Source organism: Amycolatopsis sp. NBC_01480 (assembly GCF_036227205.1).
GTDB lineage: Bacteria > Actinomycetota > Actinomycetes > Mycobacteriales > Pseudonocardiaceae > Amycolatopsis.
Window position 1 is genome coordinate 2,956,353 of sequence record NZ_CP109442.1, and the last position, 18,987, is coordinate 2,975,339.

Genomic DNA, 18,987 nt, shown 5'->3' on the forward strand with positions numbered 1-18,987 from the left:
CCCTCCCTAGCTCCGTGACTTCAGGTTCTGCAGCGCCAGGCCGGCGGCGTGGGCCGACATGTCGCACAGCTGCTGCTGGTTGTACGCGCCGGCGGTGATGGCAAACGCTTGCGCGGCCACGGTCTGCCCCTTCGCGACGCCGACGAGCGTCTCGCAGTCCGAAGGCGTGCCCGCCGCGCGGTAGTCGGTGATCGCCGGGTAGCCGCCGACTGTCGCCGGCGCCGTGGTCATGCTGTTCTTCCGCCGCGCCCCGGTCAGCCACTCCTGCACGTCCGCGCCGACGATCCGCAGGTGATAGGCGGAGAACGGCGCGGCCTGGCCGACGTCGAACACGCAGGTCGGCCCGTCCTGCGGGTCGGCGGCCTTGCGCGGGGCGCCGGTGACCTTCAGCTCGTCGAGCTGGACCTGGGACAGCAGGTCGCACGGGTCGACCCCGTTCACGGACAGGTCGGCCGGCCGCTGCGGCAGGTCGGAGGCCTTGGCCGCCTGCGACATCGCGCTCTTGGCCGTCTCCACCGGGTACGCCGTGCCGGGGGCGCCCGAGGAGCAGCCGGCCGCGCCGAAGAGCAGGGCCACCGCGACCAGCCGCTTACTGGACGCCGTGGGCACCGCGGTCCCCGAACGCCGCGGCCTTGTCCGCGTCACTGGCCTGGTAGGTCTTGGCGGCGTCGCGCAGCTGGGCGACGAGCTGGTGCAGGTTGGCGACGTACTCGCGCACCTGCGCGACGTACGAGTGATCGCCCTCGGCGACGACGGTGTTCCACGCCGCGATGGCGTTCACGCTCACGGTGTCGGCCGAAGGCGTGTCGATCCGCAGCTCGCCGAGGCGCGTGAGCAGCTTGTCCTCCAACGCGCCGACCTGCTCTTCGACCACGCGCGCGACGTCCAGCAGCTTCCCGGGCGCGACGACGATGTCCGCGACCCCCGGCGCCGCCGGGACGGACGACGCGAGGTCGGACAGCGGATTGCTTCCTGGCATGCGCTACCCCTCACCTACGGACGGTGACCGGACGGACCCGTTACGAGGCTACCAACGACGAGGTACCGCCGAGGCGAAGTCCGCCGGAAAGTTCAGGCGCCGACGGTCGCGTCGAGCTCGCCGCTCGCGGCCTTCAGCGCGATGTCGTTGCGGTGGTGCGAGCCCGCGAGGCGCACCCGGTCCACCGTCTCGTACGCGTGCTTGCGCGCCGACTTCAACGACTTGCCGGTGCCGACCACGGACAGCACGCGCCCGCCGGAGGAGACCACCGCGCCGTCTTCACGACGCCGCGTTCCGGCGTGCAGCACGCCTTCGATCTCGCCGCCGCTGATCACGTCGCCGGTGCGGGGCTTGCCGGGGTAGCCGTCGGCCGCGATCACGACGGTGACCGCCGCGCCGCCCGACCACTCCAGCGGCGGGTGTTCGGCGAGCTTGCCGGTGGCCGTCGCGTGCAGCAGCCCCGCGAGCGGAGTGCGCAGCAGGGCCAGCACGACCTGCGTCTCGGGGTCGCCGAACCGGCAGTTGAACTCGATCACCTGCGGGCCCTGCGAGGTCAGCGCCAGACCCGCGTACAGCAGGCCGGAGAAGGTGGCGCCCCGCGCGTCGAGCTCGTCGACCACGGGCTGCACGACCTTCTCGACGACGTCGGCCACGAGGTCTTCCGGGGCCCACGGCAGCGGCGCGTACGCCCCCATGCCGCCGGTGTTCGGCCCCTTGTCGTCGTCGCCGAGGCGCTTGAAGTCCTGCGCCGGCAGCAGCGGCACGACCGTGCGGCCGTCGACGAAGCAGAACAGCGAGGCCTCCGGTCCGTCCAAAAAGGACTCCAGGAGCACCGGGTGGCCGCCGTCGAGCAGCATCAGCGCGTGCTTGCGCGCCACCTCGATGTCCTCGGTGACGACCACGCCCTTGCCCGCGGCCAGTCCGTCGTCCTTCACCACCCAGGTGGGGCCGAAGCGGTTGAGCGCGGCGTCGAGGCGCGCGGGGGTGTCGACGACTTCGCTGCGCGCGGTGGGCACGTCAGCGGCGGCCATCACGTCCTTGGCGAACGCCTTCGAGCCCTCGATCCGGGCAGCCGTCGCCGACGGGCCGAAGCAGGCGATGCCGGCCTTGCGCACCGCGTCCGCGACGCCCGCGACCAGCGGCACCTCGGGGCCCACGACGACGAGGTCGGCCTGCCATTCCTTGGCCAGGGCGGTGACTGCTTCGGGATCGGCCGCCTCGACACCCATCTGCTCGGCGACCGCGGCGGTACCGGCATTGCCGGGCGCGCAGGCGAGCGCGGTGACGGCGGGATCGCCGGACACCGCGAGGACGAGTGCATGCTCACGGGCGCCGGACCCGATTACCAGTACGCGCACGCCGAACAGGGTAACCGGGGCCCGCCGGGCGGAACATTTCGCCGTCCGTGTGGCCCTGCCCGGAAGCGGATTCCATGCGCCGTTTACCCGGTTGTCGGTCCTTTGCCCCCTCTTCCGCCTCGCGCCGGACGCTTGCGGCTGTGAGGGTGACGCGGTATGTCGTGGCACGCCCGTCGTCAAGGCGGGATGCCGGTGAAGAGAGGTTCTCCATGAAGCGCAAACGTGTCGGTGTGCTCGTACTGTCCGGACTGGCCCTGCTCGGCGTCGCGGGCCTGGCGATCGGCCCCGCCGCGGCGAGCGAGCCGGCCGCGGCGGGTGCGGCGGCGCAGGGCCGCGGGCACGATGACCCCGTGATCATCGGCCACCGGGGCGCGCCCGGCTACCGCCCCGAGCACACGCTCGCCTCGTACGAGCTCGCGTTCCGGATGGGCGTCAGTTATGTCGACGTCGACCTCGTGCCGACCAAGGACGGCCGGCTCGTCGCCCGGCACGAGCCGGAGATCGGCGGCACCACCGACGTCGCCGACCACCCCGAGTTCGCCTCGCGCAAGAAGACCGAGGTGATCGACGGCGTTTCGCTGACCGGGTGGTTCACCGAGGACTTCACGCTGGCGGAGCTGAAGACGCTGCGCGCGAAGGAGCGGATCCCGCAGAACCGGCCCAACAACCAGCTGTACGACGGACGGTTCGAGGTGCCGACCTACCAGGAGGTGCTGGACCTGACCCGGCGGCTCGGCCGGGAGCTGCACCGGACGCTGGGCACCTACCCCGAGGTCAAGCACTCGACGCACTTCCAGCAGATCGGCAACCCGGTCGAGCCGAAGCTGGTGTCGATCCTGAACCGCAACGGGCTGAACCGGCCGGACGCGCCGGTGGCCATCCAGTCGTTCGAGGTGGCGAACCTGATCGCGCTGCACAAGCAGGTGCGGGTGCCGCTGCTGCAGCTCACCTCGGCGACGGGCGCGCCGGCCGACTTCGTCGCCGCCGGTGACAAGCGCACGTACGCCGACCTCGTGACGCCCGCGGGGCTGCGTGAGGTGGCGAAGTACGCGACTTACCTGGGGCCGGACAAGTCGCAGGTGATCCCGCTCGACGCCGCCGGCAATCTGGGCAAGCCGAGTTCGCTGGTCGCCGACGCGCACCGGGCGGGCCTGAAGGTGCAGCCGTACACCTTCCGCAACGAAAACCCGTTCCTGCCGGCGAACCTGCGCTCTTCGAGCAGCCCCTCCGCCTTCGGCAATGTGTTCGCCGAGGAGGCCGCGTTCCTCAAGGCCGGGGTCGACGGGTTCTTCGCGGACCAGTCGGACACCGCGCTGGAATCGCTGCACGACTTCCTCGGCCGCTGACCGCTGAATTCCTTGGCAGGTAAAAGGATTCCGGTTTTGTCGGTGCCCGCCGTTAGAGTCGCGGCATGGACCTCGGGGAGGAGATCGACCGGCTGGCGAAGGAGACGCAGTTCTCCGGCGTAGTACTCGCCAGCCGCGGAGCAGAGACGGTGCTCTCGAGTGCGCACGGCATGGCGCATCGGGGGTACGAAGTACCGAACACGGTCGGCACCAGGTTCGCGATCGCCAGCGGCACCAAGGGTTTCACGGCGCTGGTGATCGTGAGCCTGATCGTCGAAGGGCTGCTTTCACTGGGCACCCGGGTGCGCACCCTGCTGGGCGCGGACCTGCCGCTGATCGACGACGGCGTCACGGTGGAGCACCTGCTGGCGCATCGATCCGGCATCGGCGACTACTACGACGAGGACGCGGAGCCACCGCCGCGGCCGCAGGAGTTGTCCGGGCCGGAGGGCTATCTGCGCGCGCTCGGCGGTTTCCCGCAACGGTTTCCGCCGGGCGAGCGGTTCGCCTACAACAACGGCGGTTACGCGGTGCTGGCGATCGTCGCCGCGAGGGCCGTGAACGAGCCCTTCGAGCGGCTGGTGCGCGAGCGGGTGTGCGTGCCGGCCGGAATGGCGGACACGGCGTTCCTGCGTTCGGACGAGCTGCCGGGCCGCACCGCGACCGGGTACCTGGAGAGCGGCCGGACGAACGTGTTCAGCACGCCGGTTGTCGGCTTCGGCGACGGCGGCATCTTCTCGACGGCGCCGGACTTCCACGCTTTCTGGCCGGCGCTGGCAGCGGGCCGGATCGTGCCGCGCGAGTGGGTGGCGCGGATGACCGCGGTGCACAGCGCGTCGACCGGAACCCGGCAGCAATACCGGTACGGGCTGGGTTTCTGGCTGCCCGCCCGCGGCGACACGGTGCTGCTGGAGGGCTACGACTACGGTGTCTCGTTCCGGAGCACGTACCAGCCGTCGAGCGGGCTGACCTGCACCGTGCTGTCGAACACGGCCGAGGGCGCTTGGCCGATGGCCGCTTTGCTGGAGCGGGAGCTGGCCGGGTCGGCGGGTCCGCCGTATGGGCCGACACCGGAGGTGCCGCCCACCGATTCTTGACGCGACCTTGACACCTGTCGAGCGGCCGGGCTAGCTTCTCCGGAACTTCAATGGTCTGTCCACATACCTTTCAGGTGGGTGCCCGATGGATGTCTCCAACCCGCAGACCGCCGAGCCCGACGAAACCGATGAAGACAGCGCACGCCTGCACGCGCTCGGCTACGCGCAGGAACTCAAGCGGACGATGTCGTCGTTCTCGAACTTCGCGGTGTCGTTCACGATCATCTCGATCCTGTCCGGCTGCCTGACGCTGTACGGCTTCGGCATGAAAACCGGCGGGCCGGCGGCGATGATCTGGGGCTGGCCGCTGGTCGGGCTGTTCGTGATCCTGGTGGGCCTCGGCATGGCGGAGGTGTGCTCGAGCTACCCGACGGCGGGCGGCCTGTACTACTGGGCCGCGCGGCTGGCCACGCGCAACGGCCCGGCGTGGTCGTGGTTCACCGGCTGGTTCAACCTGATCGGCCAGATCGCCGTCACGGCGGGCATCGACTTCGGCGCGGCGCTGTTCCTGAACGCGTTCCTGGACCTGCAATGGGGTTACAGCGCGACGCCGGGGCACACGATCCTGCTGCTGGCCATCATCCTGGTGGTGCACGGCGCGCTGAACACGTTCGGCGTGCGGGTGGTGGCGATCCTCAACAGCGTCAGCGTCTGGTGGCACCTGGTCGGGGTGCTGGTGATCGTGGGCGTGCTGATCTTCGTGCCGGCGAAGCACCAGGAAGCGTCGTTCGTGTTCGGCAGCTTCGTGAACCAGACGGGCTGGGGCTCGTCGGTGTACGTGTTCGCGCTCGGGCTGCTGCTGGCGCAGTACACGCTGACCGGGTACGACGCGTCGGCGCACATGACGGAGGAGACCAAGAACGCCGCGAAGGCCGGGCCGCGCGGGATCATCAACTCGATCCTGGTCTCGCTGGTCGCCGGGTGGATCCTGCTGATCGGGCTGACCTTCGCGATTCAGGACTACGCCGGCGAGGCCGGCTCGGCCACGGGGGTGCCGCCGGCGCAGATCTTCATCGACGCGACCGGCGCCGTCACGGGCAAGTTCCTGCTGCTGATCTGCATCGGCGCGCAGCTGTTCTGCGGCATGGCCTCGGTGACGGCGAACTCGCGGATGATCTACGCCTTCGCCCGCGACGGCGCCATCCCGGGCTCGAAACTCTGGCACCGGATCAACAAGCGCACGCAGACCCCGACCAACGCCGTGTGGCTCGCCGCGGGCGGCGCGCTGATCCTGGCGCTGCCTTACCTGTGGAGCGCCACGGCTTACGCGGCGGTGACGTCGATCGCGACCGTCGGGCTGTACGTGGCGTACGTGATCCCCGTTTTCCTCCGCGTGCGCCGCGGCGACAGCTTCGAGAAGGGCCCGTGGAACCTGGGCCGCTGGGGCAAGCCGATCGGCATCGTCGCGACCGCGTGGGTCGTGGTGATCTTCGTGCTCTTCATGCTGCCGCAAGCCTTCCCGGTCACGGTCGACTCGTTCAACTACACGCCGATCGCGTTCCTGGTCGTCCTCGGCGGCGCGGCCCTGTGGTGGGTCCTCTCGGCGCGGAAGTGGTTCACCGGCCCGAAGGTCCAGGGCACCGAGGCCGAACTCGAGGCCGTTGAACAGGAACTGAAGGAACTCGGCTGACGGGGAGGATTTCTTTCACGGCCTGCCCGCGCTCGGCTGTTGCTGGTGACTGTCACCGCTTCAGCCGAGCTGCTCGGCCAGCCCGACGATGATGCCCTCGGGACCGCGGACGTAGCAGAGCCGGAAGATGTTCTCGTACTGCTCCAGCTCGCCGACGAGTTCGGCGCCGTGGGCGCGCAGGCGGGTGATGACGTCCTCGATGTCGTCAACGGCGAACATGACCCGCCGGATGCCCAGTGTGTTGGCCGGCGCGTCCTTCGGCTCGGGGGTGATGGCCTTCGGCCGGTGGAACTTCGCCAGCTCGACTCGGCCGGGGCCGTCCGGGACCCGCAGCATGGCCACGTCCTGGCGGACGTCGTCGAGCCCGATGACCCGTTCCGCCCCGCGCCAGTCGAGTGGTCCCTTGTTCTCCAGTTCCATGCCCAGTTCGACGAAAAACGCGATAACCGCGTCAAGATCGTCGACGACGATGAGAACGTTGTCCATCCGCTGGATCGCCACGCCGGCCCTCCTTCACTTGGTGCAGCCACGGTAACCACTCCACCCGGGTCGGGCCCGGAGGTGGAGGCCCGGAGGTGGAGGCCCGGCCCGGCCGGCGTGGTGAAGATCGGGACGGTGACACTTCGCCGGATCATCACGCTCGCCGTGGTCGCCGTGGCTGTCGCGCCTACAGCCGCACTCGCCGCGACGCTCGTGGCCACACCGACCGCGACGCCCGTCGCCGTCGGCCACGGTGTCGACCTCACCAACCCGTGCACTGCCGCCGGGCTGACCGACTTCCTGCTGCACGACCGGCTCCCGGCGAGCGACGCCGCCTGCGGGGCCGGCTCGTAAGGCAGCCCGAGCGCGAGCCCGGCCCGTGGGTCAAGATGCGGGGCATGGAGACCTTGACGCTGGTGGGCGTCCTCGCGGGTTCGCTCGGGCTGACGGCGCTGGCCCGCCGCTACAACCTGTCCGCGCCGCTGCTGATCGTGGTCGTCGCGCTCGGCATCGCGCTGATCCCGGGAGTGCCGCGGATCGAGCTGGAACCCGAGCTGATCCTCACCGTCGTCCTGCCGCCGCTGCTGTACTCGACGTCGCTGGAAAGCTCGCTGACGCACTTCCGCGCGAGCCTGCGCCCGATCGTCTCGCTCGGCGTGCTGCTGGTGGCGCTGACGGCGGTGGTGGTCGCGTTTGTCGTGCACCTGCTGCTGCCGGACCTGCCGTGGGCGTCCGCGCTGGTGCTCGGCGCCGTCGTGTCCCCGCCGGACGCCGTGACGGCGGTGGCGATCGGGCGCAAGCTCGGCCTGCCGCGCGGGATCATGACCGTGCTGACCGGTGAGAGCCTGGTCAACGACGCCGCCGCGCTGACGCTGTACAAGGTGGCGCTGGCGGCCGTCGCCGGGACCGCCGGTTCGATCGGGCACGGGTTCGCCGTGTTCGTGGTGGCGACGGTGCTGGGCATCGCCGTCGGGCTGGTCGCCGGGTTCGTGGTGGTGTTCATCCGCGGGCGGCTCGACGACCCGCTGCTGGAGTCGGCGTTCGGCATCATCGTCCCGTTCGCGGCGTACGTGACGGCGGAGCACCTGCACCCGTTCGGCTCGGAGTTCAGCGGCTCCGGGGTGCTGGCCGTGGTCACCGCGGGGCTGTACCTCGGGCACCGGGCGCTGAACGCGTCGCCGGCCACGCGCATGCAGGACCGTTCGGTGTGGGCGTCGATCGACGTGCTGCTGGAGGCGCTGGTGTTCGCGCTGATGGGCCTGCAGCTGCCGTTCGTGCTGGACGGCGCGCAGCACGCCGCGCGCGACAACGGGACGCTCGCGCTGGTCGCCCTCGTGGTGCTGGCGGTGACGATGCTGGTGCGGATCCCGGCGGTGTTCCTGTCGAGTTACCTGCCCCGGACGTTACGGCTGTTCGGCCGGGCCAGAGAGGGGACGTCGTGGCGGGCGCTCGCGGTGGTGTCGTGGACCGGCATGCGCGGGGTGGTCACGCTCGCGGCGGCGGCCGGCGTGCCGACTGGGACGCCGGGGCGGGAGGAGATCCAGCTGTTCGCGTTCACCGTCGCGGTCGGCACGGTGCTGATCCAGGGCCTGACGCTGCCGCCGCTGATCCGCCTGCTGAAGGTGCAGGACCCGGACGAGGCGGCCCGCGACGAGGCCGAGGAACTGGCCGCGCGCGAGGTCGCGCAGAAGGCCGCCCACCAACGGCTGCGGGAGATCACCAAGGAACGACTGTCCACATTAGACATGCCGGAGGAGAAGGTGACGCGGCTGCGGCAACGACTGGAGCGGCTCGTGGACACCCGTTACCGCTTCGCGAAGGCGGCGATCACCATGTCCGGCGAGGAGCGCAGCGCGAGCCCGCAGGCCCAGTTCGCGAAGGCGCGCAAGGAATTGCTGCTCACCCAGCGCGCGGCGTTGATCGAGGAGAACCGAGCGGGCCGCCTCGACGACGCCGTGCTGAACAAGGTGCTGCGCGAACTGGACCTGGAAGAACTGTCGGTGTCGAACTCGCTCACAAACCGGATGAGTTGAGTGCCCCAGCCAACCGCCACGTGCGCTCCCGGTCCGCTGGGCCGTTGAGGCCGGTCTGCGCGAAGAGGACTTCGGTGGCGCCGGCCTCGTAGTACTGCCGGACGCCCGCGGCGACGGCCTCCTCGTCGCCGATCAGGGCAAGCTGCGCGGCGTGGTCGACGCCCTCGGTGGCCAGCACCTTCTGGTACGACGGGATCGTCGAGTAGAACCCGAGCTCGGCGGCGGCGATCTGGCGCACGGCGGCGACGTCGCTGGTCACCACAACCGGCACGGCCGCGATCACCCGCGGCGCCGGCCGCCCGGCGCGCTCGGCGGCCTGCGTGAGCGCCGGCACGATGTTCTCGGCCAGCGCCCGCGGGCCGGCGAGGAAGGGCAGGATGCCGTCGGCCAGCTCGCCGGTCACGCGCAACGCCTGCGGCCCCATCGCCGCGACGATGATCGGCACGTCCGCGGCCTCGGCGGCGTCGGCCGTGTGGACGTCGAGCGTTTCGCCGTCGAAGTCCACGGTTTCCCCGGCGAAAACCTGGCGCAGCACCGTGAGCTGCTCGCGCAGGTGCCGGATCGGCGGCGGGTACTCGACGCCGTAAATCGGCTGGTGGAAGCTCTGCGCTCCCAGCCCGAGCCCGAGCGTGAAGCGCCCGCCGGTCGCGGCATACGCAGTGCGCGCGGCGCTCGCCAGCACAAGCGGATGGCGCGGGTACACGGGCACGACCGACGTCCCGACCGCCAGCCCGGGTACCTCCCGCCCGGCCAGCCCGGCAACCGCGATCGCGTCATAGGACAACGGTTGCTGCGAAAACCACACCGACCCGACGCCGGCCTCCGCCGCCCACTTGGCCTGCCCGATCAACTCGTCCACTCCGGCGGGCAATCCCGCCGGCAGGGTGATCCCGATGGTCATGCACCCCACGGTATCCAGCTACGGCAACGCTTTCCGGCTTCCCAGCGCTTGGGACACGCCTTCCCCAGCAGCGCAAACCCCCGCCACTCCACCGGGGGGACGACCCCGCAGCCAGTCTACCGGCCCACGGCTCCGAAAACGGGCTGCCGCGGGATCTGTGGACAACCTCCTCCGGTCGCGGACGGCTGTGGACAAGTCGACCGAGCCCAGCCCGGGAACAAGTAAAAGGGGCCCGCCGCCGGACAAAACCGGTGGCGGGCCCCCAAGAACCAGAGCAGCTCAGACGAACTCGTGCCGCACGATCGTCTGCTCGCGGCCGGGGCCGACGCCGATCGCGGAGATGCGGGCGCCCGAGAGTTCCTCCAGGCGCTCCACATAGGACTTCGCGTTGGCCGGCAGCTCGTCGAAGGTGCGGCAGGCCGAGATGTCCTCGAACCAGCCCGGCAGCTCCTCGTAGATCGGGATGGCGTGGTGCACGTCGGTCTGGGTCATCGGCATGTCCGAGGTGCGGAAGCCGTCCACCTCGTAGCCCACGCAGACCGGCACCTTCTCCAGGCCGGACAGCACGTCGAGCTTGGTCAGGAAGTAGTCGGTGATTCCGTTGACGCGCACGGCGTAGCGGGCGATCACCGCGTCGAACCAGCCGGTGCGGCGGGAGCGGCCCGTGGTGACGCCGAATTCGCCGCCCTGCTTGCGCAGGTACTCGCCGGACTCGTCGTCCAGCTCGGTCGGGAACGGGCCGGAGCCGACGCGCGTGGTGTACGCCTTCAGGATGCCCAGCACGGTCGTGATGCGGCCCGGGCCGATGCCCGAGCCCGCGCTGGCGCCGCCGGACGTCGGGTTCGACGAGGTGACGAACGGGTACGTGCCGTGGTCGACGTCGAGCAGCGTGCCCTGCGAGCCCTCGAGCAGCACGGTCTCGCCGCGCTCCAGCGCCTGGTTCAGCTGCAGCCGCGTGTCCGCGATGCGGTGCGCGAACTTCTCACCCGCGGCGAGCACCTCGTCGGCGACCTGGTCGGCGTCGAGCGCCTTGCGGTTGTAGACCTTCACCAGCACCTGGTTCTTGAACTCCAGGGCGGCTTCGACCTTCTGCCGGAAGATCTTCTCGTCCAGCAGGTCCTGCGCGCGGACGCCGACGCGGGCGATCTTGTCCTGGTAGCAGGGCCCGATGCCGCGGCCGGTGGTGCCGATCTTGCGGCTCCCCAGGTAACGCTCGGTGACCTTATCGATCGCGACGTGGTACGGCATGATCAAGTGGGCGTCGGCCGAGATGAGCAGCTTGCCGGTGTCGACGCCGCGCTCCTCCAGGCCCGCCAGCTCGTCCAGCAGGACACCCGGGTCGACCACCACACCGTTGCCGATGACGTTGGTGACGCCGGGGGTCAGGATGCCCGACGGGATGAGGTGCAGGGCGAAGTTCTCGCCATTGGGCAGGACGACGGTGTGACCGGCGTTGTTGCCGCCCTGGTAGCGGACGACCCACTGGACTCGGTCACCCATCAGGTCGGTGGCCTTGCCCTTGCCTTCGTCCCCCCACTGGGCACCGATGAGCACGATGGCCGGCATGTGACACTCCAGGTGTTCGGCAACAGGGAAAAGTGTCCCCGGTGGGACACGGGTGGCGCTGGTAAATGCCGGTGCATGACTGTAACGGAGGTCGCCGGGGTGCGCGGAATCGTGGTGGCCTGCGGTGCGGATCAGCACACTGTCGCCGACGCCGGCGACGCGCCCATGATCCGCGTCCCGAGCCGCCCTGGCAAGACGGAAATCGATCCCTTGCTGGGCGAATACGACCGGCTGGTGATCTTGGGCACGGACGCGGACCTGGCCGCCGTGGTGGTGCGGCTGCTGCGGAAGGACCGCGTCTCCGGCGTGTCGGTCGGCTTCGTGCCCGCGGCCCCAGATTCGGCCGTCGCCGCGCTCTGGCGGCTGCCGTCGAACCCGTCCGAGGCCCTCGAACTCGCGTTGACGGGCACCGACGCGGCGGTCCCCCTCGTGCGCGAGGACAACGGCGGCGTGCTCGTCGGCCGGGCGACGCTGCGGGACGTCCACGGCCAGGGTTACTGCGACGAGACGGTCGCCTTCGACGGCACGGCGGCCACGATCGAGGTCTCGCCCGACGCCGCCGGCATCGCCGCGCGCGTCACCCGCGGCAAGCTCATCAAACGGTCCACGACCCTGCGCGGACGCGCGTTCCAGATCGGCTGCCACCCGACGTCGCTGGTCAGCGACGGTGTCCGCCATCCGCGTGAAGTGACGAAATGGACCTGGTACCGCCACGTCGAAGACCTGCGACTGGTGCGACCAGCCGGAACGTGAATACAGGCCGTTTCGTAAAGGTCTGTTACATGTCACCCACAGGTGTTGCCAAGGCCACTTCCGTGGTTGAAGGTGAATCCGTCCCCACACCTGACTCGGAGGCAGCAATATGCCCACAACGCGTGCTGTTCGCAACTCCTTGACCATCCTGGCCAGCGCCGCTGTCCTCTCCGCGACCGTGGTCGGCGTCGCGAGCGCGACCCCGCCCGGCATCCCCTCGGCGGCGACGGCCAAGAGCGACCTGGCCGGGCTGACCGTGAAGGCCGACGGCTCGCTGGACGGCTACAGCCGGGACAAGTTCCCGCACTGGATCGACCAGGGCAACAGCTGCAACACCCGCGAGGTCGTGCTCAAGCGCGACGGCACCAACGTGAAGACCGGCTCCGACTGCGCGCCGACCTCCGGCAGCTGGTTCTCGCCGTACGACGGCGCGACCTGGACCGCGGCGTCCGATGTGGACATCGACCACGTCGTCCCGCTGGCCGACGCCTGGCGCACCGGCGCCTCGGCGTGGACCACGGCGCAGCGGCAGGCCTACGCCAACGACCTGACCGACCCGCAGCTGATCGCCGTGACCGACAACGTCAACCAGCAGAAGGGCGACAAGTCGCCCGACCAGTGGAAGCCGCCGCTCACCAGCTACTGGTGCACCTACGCCGAGATGTGGGTGGCCGTGAAGGCGAAGTTCGACCTCACCGTGAACACCGCCGAGAAGGCCGCGCTGACCGACATGCTCGGACGCTGCTGACCTGCGTTTTCACCGCCGGCACGGGACCGGGCTCGACAACGGCTTGGGGTAACTGGGGTAGCCCGGTCCCGTCCCGGCGGGCGCGCGGGGCGCGGCGACCTACTGACGGTGGTACCGCGAACACCGTCGGCGAACTTATGGTCTGGACCATGAAGAAGATCGCTGCGGCCGGCCTGGCCGTGCTCCTGGTGCTTTTCGGTGCGGTGCCGGCTTCGGCCGCCACCGGGCGCAGAGTGATCGTTTACTACCAGACCATCTACGACGGCAGCACCTACGTCTCGCCGCTGGCGCTGACGCAGAACAACTCCGGCGTGACCGACGTGGTCGTCGGCGCGATCCACCTCAACGACGGCGGCGTCGTGCACCTCAACGACGATCCGCCGGACGCGGCCAAGTTCACGCAGATGTGGCAGGACCTGGGCACGCTCCGCAGCCAGGGCGTGCACACGCTCGCCTTCGTCGGCGGCGCGGCGCAGGGCAGCTTCCAGAAGCTCGAGAACGACTTCGACACCTACTACCCGGTGCTGCGCAAGCTGATCCAGGACTACTCGCTCTCGGGCATCGACCTCGACGTCGAGGAGCAGATGTCCAATGCGGCGATGAACCGCCTGATCGACGCCCTGCGCGCGGACTTCGGCGCGGACTTCCTGATCACCCTCGCGCCGGTGGCCACCGAGCTGAGCGGCGGCGGCGGGCTGTCCGGGATGGATTACGACCAGCTCTACCGCGACCGCGGCGCGCAGATCTCCTGGTTCAACACGCAGTTCTACTGCGGCTGGGGCTCGCTGCAGGACACCAGCGGCTACGACGGCATCATCAGCCGCGGGGTGGTCCCGGCGAGCAAGGTCGTCGCGGGGACCGTGACGAACCCGGCCAGCTGCAGTGGTTACGTCGACATGCCGACCCTGCAGTCGACCGTCGGCAGCCTGGTGCAGAAGTACCCGGACTTCGGCGGCATCGACGGCTGGGAGTACTTCAACTCGCTGCCCGGCGGCACGGGCGCGCCGTGGCAGTGGGCGCAGCAGATCGCCCCGACGGTGAAGGCTTAGGCGAAGACCGGCTCGTGAGTGGCTACGCCGGTTCTAACCGTCACAGCCACTCACGAGCCGTCTCCCGAAGCGAGCCGCAGGATCTCCCGCGCCAGCGCGTCGTTCTGGCGGAACGAAAGGGCGTTCGTCCGCGGGCGCGTGAACGCGGCGGCCGAGCGGATGCTGGTGTGCGGCCCCATCGCGAACCGGTGTGGGTGCGCCGAACCCGCAGCGTCGAGCAGGCGTGAATCCGCGATGCGCGTGGCGATGCGGCCGGACGGCAGGTGGTCGCCGGACGGGTCCGGCACGTTCTCCTCGGTCAGGATGCCCGCGGCGTGCATCTGCCGCAGCAGCTCGTCGGCGGCGCGGGGGATGCTCGGCTCCGGCAGGCGGGCCTCGATCAGCGTCCCGGCTGTCACGGTCTCCGGGAAGCTCGCGCTCGAAGCGGTGAACACCCCCGCCTCCTCGTCGGCCGTGACGAGCGTTTCCGCGCCCAGGAACGAAACCAGCCCGGCGTCGGCCAGCGCCAGCAGCTCCTCCAGGCGGCGCGGCGGCGGCCCGCTGGCGTAGTAGGAAAAGAAGCCGTGGAACCAGCCGTCCATTTCGGACACTTGTGAGGCCGCCGACAGCCGTCCGGTGAACAGCAGCGCGGGCAGCTGGCCGACCACCGAAAGCAGGGCCATGAACGCGCCGAGGTCCGCGCTGTGGCGGACGTCCGCGCGCCGCGCCAGGTCGGCTTCGACGTACTCGCGCACGACCTTGCCGAACTCCTCCGCCGAGTCGAAGCGCTGCCCGGCCAGCGGGCGGTCCAGCTTCTCCAGGTCGAGCCGGTCCTCGGCGTCCGGCACGGCGGCGAGCACCAGATCGTCCATTTCGGACGTTCCCCAGCCGAGGTCCGCGAAGGCGTCCGCGAACACCGCGAAGTCCATCCGCACCCGGTCGGGGTGGCCGGTGAACAGCTCGGTGTAGTACGCCCAGGCGAGTTCCTTCGCGATCAGCGGCCAGACGTCCGCGCGGAAGCCGATCGGGCCGGGGCGCTCGCAGAGCTTCCCGATCGCGTAGGAGTCGAAGAACCTGGGCAGCTGCAACGGTTTCCCGCGCAGCCGGTAGCCGGTCTTCGCGTGGTACGGCACGCCGCGCCGCGAGCCGACGTGCAGCACCGGCTCCGCGCCGCTCGGGTGGTAGCGCAGGCCGCCGCCCGGAAGCTCCTCGAACCGGCCGCCGCGGCCCTCGGTCAGCAGCAGCATGAGGTCGACGAACGCGAGCCCGAACCCGCGCACCAGCACGGGCTCACCCGGCGGCACGGCGGAGTAGTCGACGTCGGCGGTGTACCCGGCCGGGTAATAGGCCAGCTCGTGGCGCTCGGCGAAGTCCTGCAGCACCCGCTCGGCCGGGTCCGGCCGCGCGTCGAGGTGGCCGACGGTGAACACCACGGCGTCCGCGAGCATCGGCTCCTCGACGCCGGCGAGCCACACCTGCTGCGGCGGCCCGTCTTCCACGCGCACGGCCGCGGCCCGGTGCTCCACCACCTCGATCCCGGGCGGCAGCTCGGCGAGCACCTTCCGGTAGAACCAGGTGAGGTACAGGCTCTGCAGCCGCCGGGTGGGGAAGTCGGTGCCGGCCAGCGAATCAAGTTCCGCACGCAGGCCGTCGGGCACGTCCCAGTCGATCCGGCCCTCGCGCACCTGCCGCACCCATTCGATCAGCGACGGGCCGGGCGCCACCGGGCCCTCGATCACCACGCTGTCGTCGGTGAACACGGTGACGTCCTCGGGCATCGAGTTCATCCGCAGCAGCGGCGACTGCCCGTACCGCCAGACCCGGCCCGCGCCCGGCGGGAACGGGTCGATCAGGTGGACGACGAGGCTCCGCCCGCCGTTCAGCAGCTCGGGGGCGTTGGCGGACAGCCGCTCCAGGACGCCGGCCCCACGAGGTCCGGCGCCCACGATGGCGAGCGTGAACGTCGCGAGATCGGTCACTCGAACGAAGGTACGCCCGGCCAGCGCCGGACGGACCCGGTCCCAGAGTGCGGACGCGCTGGTCAGCCGGTGTGGCACAAACCACAAACCCGGCTTCCTCGTGATCGTGTCGGTGCGGAGCGCTATCGTCTGCACACCCGGGAAATTGTCTGTGACCCGTTGGATACCGGCGAAAGAACCTAGAGATTCACCAACAGTCACGAGACACTGAGCTTGGTAACTCACGTTTTGTGATCGGGCCGTGACCAGTGGGTCCTAGGGTCACCGACTGATCACCAGTGCGGCACGGTCTGCACACGATGTCGGGGAGAACACGCATGACGGCAGCACCGGGACGGGTCACGTTCCGCGAGGTGTTCGGAGTCGCCGAGTTCCGGGCCATGTGGTTCGGTGAACTGCTGTCGATAGCCGGGGACCAGCTGGCCCGCGTCGCGCTCTCCGTGCTCGTCTACGCCAACACCGGCTCCGCCACCCTGACCGGCCTGACCTACGCGCTCACGTTCTTCCCGTCGCTGCTGGGCGGCATCTTCCTCACCGGCATCGCGGACCGCTTCTCGCGGCGGTCGGTGATGGTGACGGTCGACCTGATGCGCGCCGTGCTGATCCTGCTCGTCGCGATCCCCGGGCTGCCGTTCTGGGCGCTGTGCATCCTGGTCGGCTGCGTCTCGCTGCTGAACCCGCCGTTCAAGGCGTCCCAGCTCGCGCTGCTGCCGCAGGTGCTGGAGGGCGACCGGTTCGTGGTCGGCATGGGCATCCGCAGCATGACGGTGCAGTCGGCCCAGCTGCTCGGCTTCGCCGGTGGCGGCGCGCTGCTGCTGGCGCTCGACCCGCGGCTGGCGCTGGTACTGGACGCCGTGACGTTCCTGCTGTCGGCCACCTTCGTGCGCTTCGGCGTGAAGGCGCGCCCAGCCGCCTCGAGCGGCGAGAAGCGCAAGCCCTTCTTCTCTTCACTCGGCGCCGGCAGCAAGGTCGCCTTCGCGACGTCGGCGCTGCGTTCGCTGATGCTGTTCACCTGGCTGGCCGGGCTGATGCCGGTCTACGAGGGCATCGCGGCGCCGTACGTCGCCTCGTCCGGCGGCGGCCCGTCCGTGATCGGCCTGCTGCTCGCCGCCGACCCGGTGGGCAGCGTGATCTTCACCTTCGCTTACACGCGCTGGGTTCCCGCGCACCTGCGGCCGAAGCTGATCGGGCCGATGACGGCGCTCGCCGCGATCCCGCTGCTGCTGTGCTTCCTGCAGCCGGGACCGGCCTGGTCGATCATCCTGTTCGTGGTCTCCGGCGGGTTCGGCACGATCGCGCTGCTGCAGGCGACCGCCTCGCTGACCGTCGCGGTGCCGGATGACACCCGGGCGCTGACGATGGGCCTGTCCAACACCGGCCTCACCACCACCATGGGCGTAGTTCCCCTGATTGGCGGAGTACTTGCCGATCACCTGACCGCACAGACGACGGTCGGCATCTTCGGTGTGGCGGGCCTGTTGATTACGATTCCGCTAACGATCATGTGGCAGCGGGCGCTCGCCGGGGGAACCGAAGAGGGCACAGGAAGGGAAGCCACACGCGCCGAACATGCATGACATGTTCCGCGCGTGGGCTTTGACCTGCGCGACCTTACGGTGCTGCTACGCGGTCACTGGTCCTTGCTGCGCATAGCTGGTCACCCTTCCTTCGGCGTGTTCGGGAAAAATGTACACACCTAAGGCTCTTGTGGACAGGCGGCAAACGGTCTGAAACTGTCCGTGAGGAACTTGTCACCGGACAGCCGCGCAAGAGCATGGGGGAAAAATGGTCACATCGGGGGAATGGTCTGGACAAGGTTTGATCACGGCAGCCCGGGGGTGGGCACTGTGGACACGCCCGCGGCGATGGATCGCCGTCACGCTCACGAGCATGGCCGCCGCCGCGGCGCTGACCGTCGTGAGCACGCTGCTGATCTCCGTCACCATGGCCGACATGAGGATGTTCGCGCTGATCACCGGTCTGGCCATCGCGCAGACCGAGGTCACGCGGCGAATCGAGCGTCAGCGCCGGATGTTGAGCCACGGCCCGCACATCAACGTGACTTCGGTGTGGCTGCTGCCGGCCGCGCTGCTGGTGCCGCCGCAGCTCGTGGCCGCGCTGGCCGTCGTGCTCTACGCCTACCTCGCGCTGCGGAGCTGGAACGGCATCGGCGCCGGTGAGGCCCACCGTGTCGCCGCCAACGCGACGACGATGGTCCTGTCCGGATTCGGCGCCGCGCTCGCCGGCGACCTCGCGGGTGAGCAGGGCGTCGCGACCGTCGCCGCGGCCGCGCTCGGCTACTTCCTGGTGAACACCGCGCTGACCGGCCTCGGCCTGTACCTCGCGGACCCGGCGAAGGCGACGCCCGCGTCCTGTCTCGGCACCATGGACGACAACCTCCTCGAGGCGTCCATCCTGTGTGTCGGCGGCCTGCTGACGATGGTGCTGACCAACGAGCCACTGCTGTCGCTCCTGGTCATCCTGCCGCTGTACATCCTGCAGCGGTCGGTGCTGATCAAGCGGCTCGAGGAGCTGGCCACCACCGACCAGAAGACCCAGCTGCTCAACGCCACCACCTGGCAGGACGGCGCGCAGCGCGAGATCTCCCGCGCCGAGCGCGAGCACAGCACGTTCGGCGCGCTGATGATCGACCTCGACCACTTCAAGCACATCAACGACACCTTCGGCCACCTCGCGGGCGACGACGTGCTCAAGGCCGTGGCCGCGGTGGTCAAACAGGAGACGCGCGCCCACGACCTGGTCGGCCGGTTCGGCGGCGAGGAGTTCGTGGCGCTGTTGCCCTCGACGTCCAAAGAGGACGCGATCGTGACGGCCGAGCGGATCCGGCAGCGCATCAGCGAGCTGGTGATCCCGACCCGGACCAACGAAGGGGAACAAGTCGCGATCGAACGGCGGACGGCGTCGATCGGCGTCGCGTCGTTCCCGCTGGACGGCTCCAGCATCGAGGAAGTGATGGCCTCGGCCGACGCCGCCGTGTACGTGGCGAAGGACAGCGGCCGCAACCGCGTGGTCGGCTCGGTGGGCAAACCGGCCCTGGCGGCAGTCGCCTGACAGCCGGCGGGCCCGGC

General features: G+C 70.0%; 17 protein-coding genes. 10 read left to right on the forward strand and 7 right to left on the reverse strand.

Going from position 1 to position 18,987, the window contains the following annotated elements; all coding sequences use genetic code 11:
* Positions 1 to 6 precede the first annotated feature (6 nt).
* The 3 genes from OG371_RS14050 to purD all read right to left on the reverse strand — a co-directional run bounded on the left by OG371_RS14050 (position 7) and on the right by purD (position 2,337).
* The gene (locus OG371_RS14050) at positions 7 to 609 is read right to left on the reverse strand and encodes a DUF3558 domain-containing protein (RefSeq protein WP_329069278.1); all 603 of its coding nucleotides are present in this window, start codon (positions 607 to 609) and stop codon (positions 7 to 9) included.
* Positions 590 to 979, reverse strand: coding sequence for a PE domain-containing protein (locus OG371_RS14055; protein ID WP_329069280.1), 390 nt, complete (start codon positions 977 to 979; stop codon positions 590 to 592). Before OG371_RS14055 ends, OG371_RS14050 begins: the two co-directional genes overlap by 20 nt.
* A gap of 92 nt (positions 980 to 1,071) precedes the next feature.
* Positions 1,072 to 2,337, reverse strand: a complete 1,266-nt coding sequence (purD, locus tag OG371_RS14060; RefSeq protein ID WP_329069282.1) for a phosphoribosylamine--glycine ligase — start codon at positions 2,335 to 2,337, stop codon at positions 1,072 to 1,074.
* A 209-nt stretch (positions 2,338 to 2,546) separates the two neighbouring features.
* Between purD and OG371_RS14065 the strand changes: the two genes are divergently transcribed.
* From OG371_RS14065 to OG371_RS14075, 3 genes are all read left to right on the forward strand, one after another.
* Positions 2,547 to 3,683, forward strand: coding sequence for a glycerophosphodiester phosphodiesterase (locus tag OG371_RS14065; RefSeq protein WP_329069284.1), 1,137 nt, complete (start codon positions 2,547 to 2,549; stop codon positions 3,681 to 3,683).
* A 65-nt stretch (positions 3,684 to 3,748) separates the two neighbouring features.
* Positions 3,749 to 4,780: a serine hydrolase domain-containing protein gene (locus tag OG371_RS14070; RefSeq protein WP_329069286.1), complete on the forward strand. Its 1,032-nt coding sequence runs from the start codon at positions 3,749 to 3,751 to the stop codon at positions 4,778 to 4,780.
* An 85-nt stretch (positions 4,781 to 4,865) separates the two neighbouring features.
* Positions 4,866 to 6,410, forward strand: a complete 1,545-nt coding sequence (locus OG371_RS14075) for an amino acid permease (protein ID WP_329069288.1) — start codon at positions 4,866 to 4,868, stop codon at positions 6,408 to 6,410.
* A gap of 60 nt (positions 6,411 to 6,470) precedes the next feature.
* Here the strand turns inward: OG371_RS14075 and OG371_RS14080 are convergent, their stop codons facing one another.
* Complete coding sequence (locus OG371_RS14080) at positions 6,471 to 6,911, reverse strand: VOC family protein (protein ID WP_329069289.1); 441 nt, start codon at positions 6,909 to 6,911, stop codon at positions 6,471 to 6,473.
* Between the two features lie 114 nt (positions 6,912 to 7,025).
* Here OG371_RS14080 and OG371_RS14085 point away from each other — a divergent pair, with 114 nt between their 5' ends.
* The gene (locus tag OG371_RS14085) at positions 7,026 to 7,244 is read left to right on the forward strand and encodes a hypothetical protein (RefSeq protein WP_329069291.1); all 219 of its coding nucleotides are present in this window, start codon (positions 7,026 to 7,028) and stop codon (positions 7,242 to 7,244) included.
* A gap of 44 nt (positions 7,245 to 7,288) precedes the next feature.
* On the forward strand, positions 7,289 to 8,923 hold the full coding sequence (locus OG371_RS14090) for a Na+/H+ antiporter (protein WP_329069293.1): 1,635 nt from the start codon (positions 7,289 to 7,291) through the stop codon (positions 8,921 to 8,923).
* Here OG371_RS14090 and OG371_RS14095 read toward each other — a convergent pair.
* Positions 8,904 to 9,824 (reverse strand): TIGR03564 family F420-dependent LLM class oxidoreductase, encoded by a 921-nt coding sequence (locus OG371_RS14095; RefSeq protein WP_329069295.1) that lies wholly within the window; start codon positions 9,822 to 9,824, stop codon positions 8,904 to 8,906. The genes OG371_RS14090 and OG371_RS14095 overlap by 20 nt on opposite strands.
* A gap of 279 nt (positions 9,825 to 10,103) precedes the next feature.
* A complete protein-coding gene (locus OG371_RS14100; protein ID WP_329069297.1) occupies positions 10,104 to 11,390 on the reverse strand; it encodes an adenylosuccinate synthase in 1,287 nt (428 codons plus the stop codon).
* Positions 11,391 to 11,465: 75 nt separating this feature from the next.
* Here OG371_RS14100 and OG371_RS14105 point away from each other — a divergent pair, with 75 nt between their 5' ends.
* From OG371_RS14105 to OG371_RS14115, 3 genes are all read left to right on the forward strand, one after another.
* Positions 11,466 to 12,143: a hypothetical protein gene (locus OG371_RS14105; RefSeq protein ID WP_442876111.1), complete on the forward strand. Its 678-nt coding sequence runs from the start codon at positions 11,466 to 11,468 to the stop codon at positions 12,141 to 12,143.
* A gap of 109 nt (positions 12,144 to 12,252) precedes the next feature.
* Positions 12,253 to 12,891 carry an HNH endonuclease family protein gene (locus tag OG371_RS14110; protein WP_329069299.1) on the forward strand — a complete coding sequence of 213 codons (639 nt, stop codon included), beginning with the start codon at positions 12,253 to 12,255 and terminating at the stop codon, positions 12,889 to 12,891.
* A gap of 149 nt (positions 12,892 to 13,040) precedes the next feature.
* Positions 13,041 to 13,940: a glycosyl hydrolase family 18 protein gene (locus tag OG371_RS14115; RefSeq protein ID WP_329069301.1), complete on the forward strand. Its 900-nt coding sequence runs from the start codon at positions 13,041 to 13,043 to the stop codon at positions 13,938 to 13,940.
* A gap of 50 nt (positions 13,941 to 13,990) precedes the next feature.
* Here the strand turns inward: OG371_RS14115 and OG371_RS14120 are convergent, their stop codons facing one another.
* A complete protein-coding gene (locus tag OG371_RS14120; protein WP_329069303.1) occupies positions 13,991 to 15,898 on the reverse strand; it encodes an FAD/NAD(P)-binding protein in 1,908 nt (635 codons plus the stop codon).
* A 317-nt stretch (positions 15,899 to 16,215) separates the two neighbouring features.
* Between OG371_RS14120 and OG371_RS14125 the strand changes: the two genes are divergently transcribed.
* Complete coding sequence (locus OG371_RS14125; RefSeq protein WP_329069304.1) at positions 16,216 to 17,475, forward strand: MFS transporter; 1,260 nt, start codon at positions 16,216 to 16,218, stop codon at positions 17,473 to 17,475.
* Between the two features lie 367 nt (positions 17,476 to 17,842).
* On the forward strand, positions 17,843 to 18,970 hold the full coding sequence (locus tag OG371_RS14130; RefSeq protein WP_442876157.1) for a GGDEF domain-containing protein: 1,128 nt from the start codon (positions 17,843 to 17,845) through the stop codon (positions 18,968 to 18,970).
* The last annotated feature ends 17 nt before the right edge of the window (positions 18,971 to 18,987 follow it).